Raw genomic sequence first — 14,993 nt, forward strand, 5'->3', positions numbered from 1 at the left:
AATATAAGACAAGTTTTGCAGTAGAGCATCTAAAAAAGTATCCAACACATATAGGTTTTAGAACAGAGTTAAAAGAGAATTTGTAAGTAAATCGGTTTTATCAATAATTTAATGGCCTATACCAAAAAATCCAAGTAGCTTTTATACAGTCCTTACACACCGCGTTCATGAATCGGAAATCCGTCCAATCAATACTCATTCGTAGACTGAGATTAGGCTCAGTATGTATTAAATCGGGAGATATAAGTTGCAATTTATGACCTCAATGACTGCATCCTAAATTTACGGTAGACATAGAAGCAATCCATTTTTCATATATCTAACCTTTTCTAACAATTACCCATGAGAAGAGACTTGGACTAACTTCTCACAGGTAAGGGATACGTGAAATACCTTAACTATTTCGGTATTATTCTAGAATTTAAGTTTTAATTGAACTAAATTACAATATAAATAGCTATCAAGAAGGAGAACGTATCATAAACTCAGGATTTGGAGGGATTAACTCCAATGATACTGAGGGTGATACAAAGTCCTAGACCAGCACCTAAAAACAAAACACCTTCAAGATTAGCTCGTCCGCTAATTTATCAAGGGGGAAAGTGATTGGCGGTTGACTTATGTCTCCGTTAAATTCTGCGTTAAGCATTGTCCTTCCTTAACCGGAAGGACTATATTATTCTTTTTATTAGTAACGATGCATATTTATTGGGGGAGTAAGTTATTTTTTCCTTAAAATTATATGGTCTTCCCTATCTAAATTAACTATGTTAGTGAAAAACGGGGACAGCATTTGACTTTTGTCCTGTATTGGAGTCTGTCAATTTTTTGAACAACATCTCCAAGTTCACTTACTATTAAATCCAATTTATTTTGCAAATATAGACGATTTGTGTAAAGGTTGGTTATTTCCATTAAGATTTCCGTTCTGAATGGAATATTGACTAATATTTCTTCTAATCCATGCGTTATTAATTCATTATTCCTACCAACTAGGAAATTACCTAGAAGTAAATAACCATTTCCATTACGACTTAAATGATAACGGGAATTAAAATCATTTTGAAGTAATGTTAAATTTTCTGAGAGACTAATTTCTTCTAATCCATTTCTCAGAACTGTGGTAATTCGATCTAGCTGTAAGTTCAAAAAGGTTCTATAATCTTCATTATAATAAAATCCTTGATTGGGAAATATAGAGACTTCTATACCCATTCTCCTAACATCATTTTCAATAAATAATTGTGAATTATTCATAAACTCTAAAACTTTTTGATTATGGGATTCTATCTCTTCTATGAATTTTGGAATATGATTTAACAATTGAGGATTATCTCGTTCTAAATGATATTGCACAAAATCTGTTGGAACAAATCCTATAGTCGGATTTATCCTTATGGTCGATAACCATAAAGGTATTCCGTTACCTTCGGTTGGGATAAAGTTAAAAGATTGGTTTATAGAGAGTAAATCATTTTTTAAAATATTTCTATGTTTTTCAAGTTCATTTTTTCTTTCTTTATTGGCGTCAATAAAAAATGCTTCATTATCTGAATAATTGGCCCTATTAAAGGAAGATATTGAGTATCCATTCTTTGAATTTGGATTAATATAATATTTAAAGGAATAGTTAGTATCCAAAGCTTTTTCTATAAAACATATTATCATATTTAGCTTTGCTGTTCCTTGCCAATGTATTAATTGAAGATTGGAGATAAAAAATCTCCAATGACATAAGATAGTGACTTTTGCCAATGGCTAAAAACAGGATCTATATTTTTGACAGGACTGGGTGTTGTCATAGCCATTCTACAAACATCGAATGATTGTAATTCGTGCAGGTAGATAAAATCCCAGAGCTAACCCTCTGGGATTTGATTATATTATAGGTTAAATATTATTTAAGTCATCTGACGGTTTTTTACAACCCTTGACTGAGCGTCAATATGACGGTAAGTTGACACAGCCAGGTTTAGTAATACATATATTGAATAAACCATGACACATAGTAGAATAGTTTGAGTTTAGAAGTCGTTTTGTTGGAGGATAATAACAATATATTATTAAAAAGACGTGAGATTAAATCGATTATAAAGAATGCTACTGGGTCTATTCCACGGGAGGAAGCCGCAAACCTAATAGCGGGAAAGATTGGTGTAAACAAGAAGAATCTATTGCCTATTTCTTTAAAAAGTGAATACGGTAACCCCGATGTTTTGACTATAATGTATTATTATGATGATTTAGAAGTTGCAAAGAAACAGTTGCCTCGTTACCGAATTCTCAGAACAATGACAAAAGACGAGAGAAAAAAAATAATTGATGAAGAAAAGTCAGTTAAACTGAAAGCTAAACAGGCAGCAGCAGCAGCAGCAAAATCTAAAAAGAAGTAGAACTGCCAACACTAGGTTAAGGGGAGAAATGCAATGAGTAAAGAAAAAAAAACAGAAGTAAGCATATCAAAATTTTATAAAATTACTGACAATAAAGTTGAGAGAGCTAGAAGGGAGTGTCCACGATGTGGTAAAGGTGTTTTCATGGCTGTGCATAAAGATAGATTAACATGTGGAAAATGCAGCTATACTGAATTTCAAAAGGAACAGACAAAAAAATCAAGACAACAATGATGCATTAATTAACTAAATTTTAAAATTTCTTTTTTTATGGAATCCTCCACTATGGTATTAGCCAGAGCAGAAAATGGCAACTTTATGAAATTGTCACCGATCATGATTTTTTGGATAGGTAACTTTTTCTTAATCCATAATAATTCGGTTTTTTTATCCAGCTTTAAATCATTAAATCCGTTTGCAAATTTTTTCTTTACCAATTTCTGAAGATAAGCATCTCCTTTGAACACCTTATTAAGATCAAGAGTTTTTTCATTATCCGTAAATGAATTTTCATAAAGTGTATTGGAAATATTATCTGACGATATGTCTAAATTTATAATATTTTTTAATATATTCAAATAGTGTAAAAACTCATGGGCGAGCACAGCGTGAATAGTCCCTTTCAATCCATACATTATCAATGGAGCAGAAAGTTGGATGACTATTCTTATTCTATTTTCAGAAGTACAAAATGGAATCGTCCTTGCATACAATATGGAATATTGCTGGTACTCGATTTCCGAAGTTGCAACCAGTAGATTAGGTTCTACAAAATAAGATGGGTAATCTATGGAAGTTATCCTCTTGATCCTTTCGACACCTTCTTCGATTACATTCATCCTGTCAATGATGAGATTATGGGTGCTATCGTCCAATTTCTTTTCATTAAAATATTTCTTGATTAAAACTAATGGGTCAAAAACTTTCATCTTGGTTCATTAACTATTTGTTTAAAATAATATCATGAATGTCAAAATATATGCATTCGCATTTTGTCTTGAGAGTGTTAGAGAGACAAGGCTCGATGGGTTCGTTACCCCCTACAAATTGCTTTATAGGTATTCCATTATCCATGTCTAGTGATATTTCAAGGTTGTTCTCTCTTGCATTTATTAACTTTGCATTGTAAATATTTCTAGCAGTTTTTCTGTTCTTGACTCTAAATGTCACCTCACCCTTTAATGTCTTCACGAGATTCTCGAAATGACCAATATTACCAATCTTCTCAGTTAATTTGACAAATATAGTAACAAGTATTCTATATTGGCAATAGTAATCAATTTCCTCCTGTTTAATTTTTCTAAAATACAATTCAACATCCTTCTCAAGGACTTTCATTTCATCTAAGCCTTTGAATTTAGGATTAATCACCTTTACAATGAACGGTCTTCCGCTACCAAGGACCAAGCTATATTTATCTTCGCTACCAGTCCAGGTTATTTTCATGTCTTCTGCATTATATTCTGACCAAACCGATTTTCTAATCGAGTCTTCTATCGATTTCTCATATTTATCTGCCAATTTACAAAAGTTTTGACGATCCTTTCTACTCCAATTTTTATTTTTTTGGGTTATGCCTCTGTCTAATTTTATATATCTTCCAAGAAGATAGAATTCTCTCGCTTTGCAATTTATGCTAAAGCTCAAGTCATTTTCAATAATAACTTCAAATTTCAAAGCTGGATTCAAGTAATCCACAGAATATTTCTTGCTTTTTCTTATTTTCTCTCTAATCAATAAGTTGATTTGGGTTTTTATTCCCAAAGTACCTTTAATTTGGAACATAGAACGAATATAATCCTCATTCTCGTAAAAGAAAAAAGGAAGCCTTGTTCCTATGTCAATAGCAGGAATACCCGTGGTTGATTTAAACATATCAGAGTTCAATATTCTATCAACTATGAATGGTAACGTTACTCGAAAAAAATTCCTACAAATATAACAAACTTTTACGTCTGTTTTTATAACCTTGACAGAAACTCTATATTTCACCAAAGATATCTCATTTTTAGAAAAGTTTCGATCATAACAAAATTTACAGAGGGGTATCTCAAGCTGATTTGAGTTTAACATTTTTTTATTTTTTGAATTTTGATTCTCCATCGTTTTTAGCCAAGCCCAAATCTCCGTAACAATCCTTGCATCTGACGGCCTTTTGCTTGTTTCATCATGGTCTTGGAATTGTTATACTGTTTGATGAGGTCCTTAACATCATGTTCCATTACTCCAGAACCTCTAGCGATTCTCTTTCTTCTTGCCTCATTAATAATATCTGGATTCTTCTTTTCATGAGCAGTAAACGATTGGATAATAAATCTCCACTTCTCCATTTTCTGTTGCAGAACATCAAGATGGTCATCTTTTACAAAGTTAGAGAGCCCTGGCAAATTTTCAATTACATTTCGGAATCCCATTTTTCCCATATTTTCCATTTGGGAATAAAAGTCCTCAATTGTCATTTTGCCACTCATAAGCCTCTTTGCTTGATTTTCATCAGATTGTATTTCTAAATTCCGTGCCATTTCCAGAAGGGCCTTTATATCTCCCATCCCTAATAATCTGCCCACAAAGCTTGTGGGGGAAAATTGCTCCAAGTCGTCAATTCTTTCACCAGTTCCTATAAAAAGGACTTTTGCACCAGTTGCAGATGAAGCAGCTATGGCCCCACCCCCCTTGGCAGTACCATCTAATTTTGTAATAATGATTCCGCTAATTTTTGCATTCTCATGAAAAATTTTTGCCTGGTTATATGCTTGCTGTCCAATTGTGCCATCGATTACAAGAAACACCTGATCGGGAGTGACTATAGAATACATAATACGCATTTCCTCGAGTAACCCTTGTTCCTCTTTGTGCCGCCCTGCCGTATCAATGATTATGATATCTACTGGTTGATCCTTAAAAAAGACTAGTCCATTCTTCACTATTTCTAGTGCATCGTTGTTATCTTCCTCACCATAGACTTGAGCATTGATCTTACTACAATTCATTTTTAGTTGGGTTAATGCACCAGGTCGCCAGGTATCTGCTCCGATCACTCCTATCCTATAACCGTGTTTTGAAAGCCATCTTGCTAACTTGGCGATAACAGTAGTCTTCCCACTACCTTGTATCCCGAGCATCAAAATAGTGTTCTTTTTATCCGAATTGAAATTTATTATATTTTCATCCATTTTTTTCCTGTCGATGTTTTTAATAGTTTCACCGCTATATCCCAGCATTTTTGATAGTTCGCCGTATAGAATGGTTATAATGTGGTCTTTTTTAGACAAGCCCTTTGGAGGAGCTTCTTTTAAAGATCTTTCTTTAAGATTTTTTGTTATTTCTAATACTAATCGGACATTTACATCAGCAGCTAGCAACGCTCGCTGGAGATCCTTACATAATTCATTGATCAATTCTTCATTAATATCTGAAGCTCCAACAATTTTCTTTAAAGCCAATCTTAAATTATCTTTTAAACTATCAAGCATGGTTCTCTACTTTTTTATTAAATCAATGTCTAATATTTCAAACATTCCCCTAATTCCATCCCACGTAATGGTGTGGTCTTTAACGCTAAGTCTTTTCTTATATAGTGGACAATCTAATACTAATGTTTCAGCCTCCCCACCTTCAAACGTGATATTAAATTTATATTTAAGACTTAATTTTTTTAGAATAGAATAACTATCTCTTGTAATTTTCTTTCCAAGCCAACTCTTATCTAATCCTAGTGCCGCTACTCTAGTAATCATTATTTCAAATCCCCGGTCTAGCAACTGTTGGTAATAATAATCATTGTTTATGTTCCACAAAGGTGATATTAGTTGTATGTTTAACTTATTACATATATCCTGAAAGATGTTTAATTGAAATTTACTAGAGATGCATCCGTGTACTAATCCCTCAATGGAAAATTCGTCTACTGCAGATTTAACCAGATGGGTTAATTCCTTAACTTCATAGTCTTTCTCTGCTATATTGCAGTGGTGTTCAATAACAGGGACATCGATTACTTTAGAAACTTTGCCTAATAAATTCGTGGTAGGGTAATGGAATAATAAGCTATTATCGGTACTTGGATGCATAGTCATTATACAGCATAGGTCATGTTTTTGTAAAATACTTTTGAAGATAGCATAGGTGCTATCTTTACCTCCAGAAAATAATCCCCCAATTCTCAATGACTAACCGTATTTTCCTTCGGATATAATCTAATAGTTTTTATAATAGAACACGATTTTTAGTTTTATGCTAATGCTAAATTCTGAAATAATAGCGGGGGTGTCTATATTTCTACTGGGGTTTCTCTTCTTCATAGCTGGACTGTTAAATTCAATTTGGGCAACCATTATCATTGTGGATTACCTTATCATGGCCATCGGCATTGCGACGATAGGAGTAGGGTTTTGGACTGCGATGTATGAGAGGAAGAATAACCTTCGTCATACTGAACATCATCATTAGTACAAAAAGACATTATTCGTCTATATACAAGATTAAATTATTTTTTTGAACTTCCTGAGAGCTTAAACCAATCAAAGACCTCTCGAGTTTGTCATAGTCGGGTAAATCTCCATTTATGTTCCCTGGTAACACGAGAGATAGGTTTATGTTCGAATTTAATACATCATGAAGTTCTTGGTTGGCCGTAGTGACATATGGTCTTAATGCTCCACGAAAAACTTCTGACCTTGCACGGACCTCGCCCCCTATCTTCTTCCCAACCGGTGATTCAGGACCCACGATTACGATGTTTCCTTTAGATCCTTTAAAGAGTGATGGGTCTTCTAATGCCTGGCGCGTAGTCATTGATAATACTGATTCGGTTGTTATGAGGTGAGGGATATTAATGAATTTATTTACTAATATGTCCCATTGTTTGCGATCAAGCGAACTTAATTTATTGTCATAGTCGTAATTACCGGTAAAATGTATTACCGAATCTGTTCTGCCGTATCGTGAATTGATTGTATTGAATATTTTCTTGACCGAAGTCTCATCACCTAAGTCAATAGCGTGGTGGTGAAATCCTTCAAACATTTTGCTCACTTTTGGTGATTGTTCATCATTGGGTGTAAGGACAATCAGTTGCTTTACATTAAAATTGCCAAGCTCATTTGCAATTTTCTTGACAAAGTTCAACAATTTTTCTTCTGTGGAAGTTGTTGTGATTAAAATTGTTTTATTTTCTAGGTTCTTGTCCAGTTCAATATCTATCGTCCTTTGAACAATTGGTTTTACAGGGTAGAAAACCCTATCATTAGGAATGACCTTTCCGTTCAATAATTTGCTAATTTCATCACTTGCCAAAGTATAAACCATCTCAGCCACATCGTCCTGAGACAAGAATTCATTATCCACTATCATTTTCTTGGTATTATTCTGTACCTTTTCAGCGATTTCTTGAATTTTAGCCAATAGTTTCTTTGCCAAGTCTTGAGTCTTGGTAGGATCTAAATCCTTGTATTTTTCAGCTAAGGAAGTTGCTATTTTTTTCGATTCAATTTCGATTGTTTCAGGTTCATCACCAAGATATGGTAGTAAAGCAGCTGATATCTCTTCGATTTGCTTATGGTTCAAACCAGGGAAACCCCCTACTCTTAAAAATTCTGATGCTGCTTTAGGGTATACAGTTTTATATATTCTGTCCGAGTGAACAGGACCTGGATTTGTTGCGACAGCTTTGATACTCTTCTCAACTAGTTCCCATGCAAGACACTCGGACAATCTGTTCTTTGCTCCCTGAGCTGCTGTGTACGGTGTTCTAAACCTGTATGGCCTCTGATCATATTTATTTTCCTCTGTGAAAAAAGTGGAGATGGTAATTATCTTGCCTGTATTGCTCAATACTTCTAATGCTTTGATGCTTGTCCAAAAGGTACCAGTTAGATGAATAGAAACACAATCTTTAAATTCTTGAAAATTTGAATTGGTAAATATCTTAACCGGCCCAGAGACTCCAGCGTTATTGACAACAACATCTATTTGACCAAATTCAGTACTAATTTTATCAAACATAGAATTAATGGCTTCAAAATCGGAAACATCTACACCTGAATAATATGTGACAGATGATTCATATTTCTCGTCTATAATTATTTGTTTTAATAAATTTGATGCATCGACAAGTGGTTCTTCCCTCCTACCTAAAATTATAATATTGTAACCCGATTTAGCAAACTTTCTCGCTACAGCTTGACCAATTCCTGTTCCACTCCCAGTAACAAGTATTGTTTTGGCATCTTTGTTCATTTTTACATTTAATGAGACATAAATCTCTAATATTAATTGTTTATCGGTCAATTCATTATTGAAAGATTTATTTATATAATTTTTGGATAATGCTTCGCACTTGAAGCGTCATAATAAAACTTTATAAAATAAGTTTATTTCAGAGATACTATAGAAATGGGGAATTATGGAATTATTAGAGAATTTATTGTATTGGAGGTAATAATTAGGTGAAGATAAAATTCGGTTTGACTTTTGGTCTAAATGTAGCTAGGTTGGGGCTTGATGAATTGCAGGTAATAACTGCAGCGCAAATAGCAGATAGAACCAATTTTGATTCTGTGTGGGCCATGGATCACACAAATGTGCCTCAATGGAAAAACGCTGTAGTAAATGATGCTTGGTTGATGTTAGCAGCAATTGGGTCGGTGACTAACAACGTGGAGTTAGGGACATGCGTAACAGATGCTATTAGGAGGCACCCTTCAACTATCGCTCTGTCCACGGTGACACTGGATAGGATAACTAGAGGTAGGGGTATATTAGGGATTGGTGCTGGTGAGGCTCAGAATGTAGTTGATTTTGGCATTGAATTTAGTAAACCTGTTTCAAAATTTAAGGAGCAATTAGAAGTAATTGAAAAGCTGTTTGAATCCGATCCAGACAATCTTGTAAATTACCAGGGTAAATATTATAGCCTTGTTGAAGCTTGTTTACAAGCAAAACCTATCAGAAAACCGCGACCTCCGGTATATATCGCTGCCGGGGCCCCAAAAACGCTAGAATTATGTGCTACATATGGCGACGGTTGGATTCCTATAGGATATACTCCAGCCTTGTTTGAACATCATGCAAACGTCATTAAGGATCACGCAAAGAGATTAGGCAGGGATATATCCAATTTTGAGTTTGCCAATGATGTTGATGTTTATTTTGCTGCAGACGGAGAAGCGGCATGGGAAAAGATGAAAAAAGCAGTTAAGGTCAGCCTGTATAAGCCTGAATTATTGAAGGTTCACAACATACAACAGGATTCTGAGTTTGATTTTAGGAGATACTTCACTGAATATGCCATGAACAAACCTGAATTGATGGAACAAATGAAGAAAGCATCTTTACAAATCCCTGATGATGTGGCAAGAACTGCCATAGGAGTTGGTAGTCCAGACGATGTAATTGAGATGTTAGAACGATTTATAAAAGCAGGTACAAATCACTTCATAATTCGTTTTTGGGGTGAAGGGCTTTATCAAAATATAGAGACTTTTGGAAATAAAGTTATTCCATATTTTGCTGAAATGCAAAAATAACTTTTTTATTTCTCAGAAATAAATATCCAATGTTTTTGTTTTCGGTATTCGCTTTGATTTTTTCATGACCATCTTGCTTCCTTTCCTGACCGATTCTGCATCATATCCCATATTGACTAGATTATTGGCAAACTCTTTATCAAATCCATGGACGGTGTATATTTTGCTTGGGTTGCATTTTTTTACAACTTCCAGCAGCTCGTTATGATCGCAATGGTCACTAAAAGGAATCGCATAATCAAGATTCATCATGTGTCTATAATTTTTATTTATTCCCCATCCGCTGAAGCCTATTGTAATTGCGCCATATTTCTCTCTATAATGAAAAATTTTGGGATGCTTGCCGTTAGTCAAGGGATGTATCATTAGCCATGGTCCCTTATCCAATAACCCTAGTTTTGTTGCATCTGACAATGAGATGGAATCTTCTAAAGAAACTCCAAATTGTTTATACATTTGATTGAATTTGAAGATTTCATCATGAACGATTAGCGGCTTCCAAGCTCCAAATAGTGAGGTAAGCACCTGTGCCTTTCCTAATGAATATCCCATTAAGATGACTGGAATTCCTCTGCTGTACATTTCAGATATTAAAGAATTTACCGAATGTGTAATCTGTTCTATTGGAGGGAATATATATTCGGGTTTCCCAAAGGTTGTTTCAATAATCAAAGTTTCGGCTCGTGGGATATCTGGCTTTCTTAAAAAAGCTCTATCCCTCATAGATAAGTCACCAGTATAAAAGATTTCGTTTCCAATCAAGAGACCCTTTGATCCTAGAATATGTCCGGTATCAACCAATTTGCAATCATCCTGAGAACAAATTTCCTTCTCAAAGCGAAAGCCACGAAGGTTTGCAATAGCAACAGTTTCAGGCGAACACATAATCTTATTTCTTAAATTATATTTCTTGATGGCAGTCTTATTCAACATATGATCGATATGTGCATGTGAAATGAAAATGTAATTTTCATCCAATATTTGCCTCGGGTCTAGATATATTTTTCTTTCCCTACTTGATAGTATTATTTGATGTTTTGAGTCCGAGGTGATTTGATATTGCACTATTAGATTATCATAATGAGCTTATTTATTTAATATTGTTTCATATATTTGAGTACATTAAAATTAAATTTATATTGAATCAAAATTAAGAAATTGAATCAATTCAAGGTTATTTACGTTTTACTCGATGGGATAGGAGACCTGCCACATCCGGACTTAAATCATTTGACTCCTCTAGAAGCAGCATATACACCACATCTTGATAGGATTGCTAGAATGGGAGTTTCAGGGCAGGTTGTAAGTGTTGGAGATGGAATTGCTCCTCAATCTGATATAGCGGTTTTTAATATGCTGGGCTACAACTTTGAGGACAGTGATTATTTCGGGAGGGGTGTGGTAGAATGTATAGGTTGTGGGATTGATTTTAAGGAAGGCGATCTAGCACTAAGAGGCAATTTCGCAACTATCGACCCAAATAATAAGAAAATATTGGATAGACGAGCTGGTAGAATCGTGACCGAGGCAGATTCGGCTGCAATTTGTGATCTTATCAGAAAGAATGTTAAGATAGAGGGCATAGAGTTCTCAATAGAGCCAACCATAGGGCATAGAGTTGTCTTGCGATTCAGGATGAAGGATAGAGTATTAGGTGAGAATATTACAAATACAGATCCTGCTTATGATAAGATAAATGGCATTGGTATCGCTTTGGATACATCCAAAGGTGATCTGTACGTGGCAAGATCAAAACCGAAGAATGAAAATTCGAAGTTATCAGCCGATATCATAAATCAGTTCTCTGATCAAGTAACAAAAGTATTAGATAACTGTCCTGTAAATATACAGAGAAAGGAGAAGAATTTGTTGGCGATAAATTGTATCTTATTAAGGGACGCTGGGAATAGATATCCCCATTTACAGAGCATCAATGATAAATATAATTTAAATTTCGCGTCTGTTGTTGATATGCCTGTAGAAATCGGAATTTCACGGATACTCGGGATGAAGTTGTACAATGCTGGTTTGCCAGACGAATATGAATTGAAGGCAGCCGAATTACTAAAGATAGTTGATAAACATGATATTGTATATGTCCATATAAAAGGCCCTGATGAATTCGGCCATGATGGAGATGCCAAGGGTAAAAAAAGAAACATAGATGAAATTGATAAACGCTTCTTTAGAAAAATATTGGAAGGGAACAATACTATCAAAGGTTTAGAAATTAATTTCATAATTTCGGGCGACCACTCGACACCTTGTATTAAAAAGGCTCATACTGATGATCCAATACCTATAATTGTATCTGGCCCCCGCATAAACAAGGATGCTACCTCGAGATTCACAGAATCAAACTCTAAAAAGGGATCACTAGGTAAGATTTATGGGTACCAGGTATTAAATACTGCCCTAAAGCAATTAGAAAAGCGGGAAGGTTGATCCTAAAAGTTATGAGGTGGGTTTGAATCTCAACAACGCTCCAATTTTTCCAAGGCTTTGTATCTGTGCTCCTTCTTCTGTTTTAGAAGAAATTATGTCAAGTTTTGTCCCAGCTAGTGAAGCATATTCCTGCAAATAGTCAATGAAATCCTTTTCAGTTATTGTATAGTCCTGTCCGCTACATTTTGAACAAGGATTAGAAATTATATTTTGTTTTGTGTCAATTAGCTGGTCCCTTTCAACAATTTTCTCATATCTGAAATCACATTTCTTGCAAATTACTTCAAGATACAATAGGTCGATACTGTCGGTTGCAATTATCGAATCAGTTATTCCTGCCTTTAGGTTATTTACAACATCATTTAGACCGTAAATTCCTAAACCCTTTCCTGAAAAAACTTCGCCCATAAATTTTTTCACTATTTTCTTTTCTTCCATTGATCTGAATTCTGACATTATTCCTTGATCATTTACCTTATCTATGATCTCTCTCACACCTTCGTCCCCAGAATAAGAGGTATCGAGCGTAGCAATGATATTATTCTGCAACCTATAGTCAAGATATTCTTCTCTAACAAACGTTTCTTTTGTGGGTCCTGGGCCCCCTACGATAACACCCCTTACGGTGAACTGATCAATAAAAATTTTTTGGGCATAGTCTGCAACACGGTGATAATATTCGTTTAGTTCATTATCTCTGAGGCGCTCAAATCTTCGAGCAGATTGACCTCCTTGACGGTGTTTACCCGAAACTCCAGATGTCAAAGTTTCTATTGTTTCCCATCTATCACCAGTTAAAATTCCTAACCCTGCCTCCTGAGTGTCTATGGATATGATGGCAATGGTACGGTCGTCTTTTAGCATTTCTTTAATATGATCTATCCAAAAATGATCGTCACATCTATACAAATTTATTTGAACCGGTTTCGGAGGGACTACTGTAAATATTTCTATTTTTTCAGTTCCTAAACCCTTTCCGGTGGGAATGGCACCACAAAAAATGACCAGTCCGTTTTCAGGTGGCTCTTTGTATAATTTTAATTGTTCCATTGTTTTATTAAGTGCATCCTGAACATGATTTCTGGTCAAATCCGATTTTATGTTCGATGCGGTTCCGGCTTCATTTCTCAATTGCGCTAGGACATCAAAGATTGGTCTTTTCGGTGGTATGTATACAGTAACTAGTTCAGTACCATGACCGGTTATCCTAGATAGGTCATTTAACATTTTAGTTAGCTTATACTTTTTTACTGAATCCCATTTCTCGTCACTACTTGACTGAGGCACAAATATTGTTTGCTTTTACTTAATTTAATTATTGACAATCTAGGCAAATCTTGTGCTATAGAGAAAGATTCGAATTATCAGAAATCACATTTTGCAATATATTTCGCAATAACGTAATTTTGTCGCATCAGAAGACATATTTTTTAAATTAATTATATCAGAAATGAATGCTTTTACAAAAAAAGAATACATAATACTTATTTAAAACAATTTGGTGAACTTTTTAGGTAGAAGAATTGTCAGAATTAAGAAAAGATTATTATGTTCAAGATAAATTTGTTTTAATACCTAATAATATTGATCAAATTAACAAGAAGCCTGAAATCATTTACAATAAACAGCAATCTATCCCATCTGCTAATTCTCCAGCATGCCCATATTGCCCCGGGTCCACTGGGGATTGCAACAATCTTGTTCTATCTTTTGTCGTGAAGGAGGGCATATTGCAGAGACTTTATGATACAACGGATGAAGAGAATGAAAATTGGTCGATCCGGGTCTTTGAATGTAATAATCCCATCGTAACCGCACACTCAAATCAACAGTATTCTGATAAGCCATTTTACAGAGAGCCAGCATGCGGATATGACTTGATAATTGTTCCAACACCACAGCATGATATTGCTCTCTCAGAATTATCCATTGATCAATGGACAAATTTGTTGTTGGTACTCCAAGACAGGGTGAGATGGTTATATAGCCAGCGAGGTGTGACATACGTTGCTATATATGCCAGTCGTGGAATTTATGGGGGTAGTAAGATAAAACATCCTCATATTCACATCACCACATTTTCATCAATTCCTCCTATTATTGAAAAGGAAGCAAAGACTTTTCACCAATCTATGAACGAAAGCGGGAGCTGTCCCGCATGTAGTATGGTAGAATCGGAAATCAATGGTCCACGACAATTGTTTTCTACCAATAGTTTTATAACCTTAGTTCCTTGGGCACCAACTTATAATTACGAATTTTGGATATGTCCTAGAAAACATTCAACCTTCTTTTCAAAAGCAAGTCAGAAGGAAATAACAGATCTGGCCCTGGTGATTTGTTCATCTCTTAGAGGTATGGATAAAATACTGGGCAAAACCGATTTTAGTATCGCTTTTCATATTTCTCCTGAGAAGAAAAACAGCAGACAGTTACACTGGCATCTGGAGGTATACCCTCTAATTTCTTCCTGGTCGGGATTGGAAAGGGGTTTTGGGATTTACGTTAATATACCAAATCCTGAAGTTTCAGCTAAAATATTGGGGGAGGCATCAAGAAAGGAATTAGCCCGACTGATTGGTGTGAATTAACAGTTAATTGTAACAATATTAAAATATTGTAACTTTTA

At 34.9% G+C, this 14,993-nt stretch carries 14 protein-coding genes; 6 read left to right on the forward strand and 8 right to left on the reverse strand.

Annotation, left to right across the window (positions count from 1 at the left end):
* Positions 1-765 precede the first annotated feature (765 nt).
* Complete coding sequence (locus AB0A59_RS06385; RefSeq protein ID WP_458747241.1) at positions 766-1,668, reverse strand: hypothetical protein; 903 nt, start codon at positions 1,666-1,668, stop codon at positions 766-768.
* 350 nt (positions 1,669-2,018) lie between these two features.
* On the opposite strand from AB0A59_RS06385, the gene AB0A59_RS06390 reads away from it, so the two are divergent.
* Positions 2,019-2,393, forward strand: a complete 375-nt coding sequence (locus AB0A59_RS06390) for an eS24 family ribosomal protein (RefSeq protein WP_458747242.1) — start codon at positions 2,019-2,021, stop codon at positions 2,391-2,393.
* A 33-nt stretch (positions 2,394-2,426) separates the two neighbouring features.
* The gene (locus AB0A59_RS06395) at positions 2,427-2,627 is read left to right on the forward strand and encodes a 30S ribosomal protein S27ae (protein WP_458747243.1); all 201 of its coding nucleotides are present in this window, start codon (positions 2,427-2,429) and stop codon (positions 2,625-2,627) included.
* Between the two features lie 8 nt (positions 2,628-2,635).
* Here AB0A59_RS06395 and AB0A59_RS06400 read toward each other — a convergent pair whose 3' ends face one another.
* The 4 genes from AB0A59_RS06400 to AB0A59_RS06415 all read right to left on the reverse strand — a co-directional run bounded on the left by AB0A59_RS06400 (position 2,636) and on the right by AB0A59_RS06415 (position 6,559).
* On the reverse strand, positions 2,636-3,322 hold the full coding sequence (locus AB0A59_RS06400; protein WP_458747244.1) for a hypothetical protein: 687 nt from the start codon (positions 3,320-3,322) through the stop codon (positions 2,636-2,638).
* Positions 3,323-3,335: 13 nt separating this feature from the next.
* Positions 3,336-4,268 carry a tRNA pseudouridine(55) synthase gene (locus AB0A59_RS06405; RefSeq protein ID WP_458747245.1) on the reverse strand — a complete coding sequence of 311 codons (933 nt, stop codon included), beginning with the start codon at positions 4,266-4,268 and terminating at the stop codon, positions 3,336-3,338.
* A 233-nt stretch (positions 4,269-4,501) separates the two neighbouring features.
* Positions 4,502-5,866 (reverse strand): signal recognition particle receptor subunit alpha, encoded by a 1,365-nt coding sequence (locus AB0A59_RS06410; protein WP_458747246.1) that lies wholly within the window; start codon positions 5,864-5,866, stop codon positions 4,502-4,504.
* A gap of 6 nt (positions 5,867-5,872) precedes the next feature.
* Positions 5,873-6,559, reverse strand: a complete 687-nt coding sequence (locus tag AB0A59_RS06415; RefSeq protein ID WP_458747247.1) for a diphthine--ammonia ligase — start codon at positions 6,557-6,559, stop codon at positions 5,873-5,875.
* A 67-nt stretch (positions 6,560-6,626) separates the two neighbouring features.
* On the opposite strand from AB0A59_RS06415, the gene AB0A59_RS06420 reads away from it, so the two are divergent.
* Positions 6,627-6,842 carry a hypothetical protein gene (locus AB0A59_RS06420; protein ID WP_458747248.1) on the forward strand — a complete coding sequence of 72 codons (216 nt, stop codon included), beginning with the start codon at positions 6,627-6,629 and terminating at the stop codon, positions 6,840-6,842.
* Between the two features lie 12 nt (positions 6,843-6,854).
* Here the strand turns inward: AB0A59_RS06420 and AB0A59_RS06425 are convergent, their stop codons facing one another.
* A complete protein-coding gene (locus AB0A59_RS06425) occupies positions 6,855-8,681 on the reverse strand; it encodes an SDR family NAD(P)-dependent oxidoreductase (protein ID WP_458747249.1) in 1,827 nt (608 codons plus the stop codon).
* Positions 8,682-8,839: 158 nt separating this feature from the next.
* Here AB0A59_RS06425 and AB0A59_RS06430 point away from each other — a divergent pair, with 158 nt between their 5' ends.
* A complete protein-coding gene (locus tag AB0A59_RS06430) occupies positions 8,840-9,919 on the forward strand; it encodes an LLM class flavin-dependent oxidoreductase (RefSeq protein ID WP_458747250.1) in 1,080 nt (359 codons plus the stop codon).
* 12 nt (positions 9,920-9,931) lie between these two features.
* On the opposite strand, the gene AB0A59_RS06435 is transcribed toward AB0A59_RS06430, so the two are convergent.
* A complete protein-coding gene (locus AB0A59_RS06435; protein WP_458747251.1) occupies positions 9,932-10,897 on the reverse strand; it encodes an MBL fold metallo-hydrolase RNA specificity domain-containing protein in 966 nt (321 codons plus the stop codon).
* A gap of 180 nt (positions 10,898-11,077) precedes the next feature.
* On the opposite strand from AB0A59_RS06435, the gene AB0A59_RS06440 reads away from it, so the two are divergent.
* Positions 11,078-12,364, forward strand: coding sequence for an alkaline phosphatase family protein (locus AB0A59_RS06440; protein WP_458747252.1), 1,287 nt, complete (start codon positions 11,078-11,080; stop codon positions 12,362-12,364).
* 9 nt (positions 12,365-12,373) lie between these two features.
* On the opposite strand, the gene prf1 is transcribed toward AB0A59_RS06440, so the two are convergent.
* Positions 12,374-13,651 (reverse strand): peptide chain release factor aRF-1, encoded by a 1,278-nt coding sequence (gene prf1 / locus AB0A59_RS06445; protein WP_458747253.1) that lies wholly within the window; start codon positions 13,649-13,651, stop codon positions 12,374-12,376.
* 236 nt (positions 13,652-13,887) lie between these two features.
* Between prf1 and AB0A59_RS06450 the strand changes: the two genes are divergently transcribed.
* Positions 13,888-14,955, forward strand: a complete 1,068-nt coding sequence (locus AB0A59_RS06450; RefSeq protein WP_458747254.1) for a galactose-1-phosphate uridylyltransferase — start codon at positions 13,888-13,890, stop codon at positions 14,953-14,955.
* Positions 14,956-14,993 lie beyond the last annotated feature (38 nt).

The organism is Candidatus Nitrosocosmicus sp. T (assembly GCF_054408485.1).

Coding starts and splice junctions, on each gene's coding strand:
- AB0A59_RS06395 (WP_458747243.1), top strand. CDS start 2,427: ATGAGTAAAGAAAAAAAAACAGAAGTAAGCATATCAAAATTTTATAAA.
- AB0A59_RS06400 (WP_458747244.1), bottom strand. CDS start 3,322: ATGAAAGTTTTTGACCCATTAGTTTTAATCAAGAAATATTTTAATGAA.
- AB0A59_RS06385 (WP_458747241.1), bottom strand. CDS start 1,668: ATGATAATATGTTTTATAGAAAAAGCTTTGGATACTAACTATTCCTTT.
- AB0A59_RS06410 (WP_458747246.1), bottom strand. CDS start 5,866: ATGCTTGATAGTTTAAAAGATAATTTAAGATTGGCTTTAAAGAAAATT.
- AB0A59_RS06420 (WP_458747248.1), top strand. CDS start 6,627: ATGCTAATGCTAAATTCTGAAATAATAGCGGGGGTGTCTATATTTCTA.
- AB0A59_RS06405 (WP_458747245.1), bottom strand. CDS start 4,268: ATGTTTAAATCAACCACGGGTATTCCTGCTATTGACATAGGAACAAGG.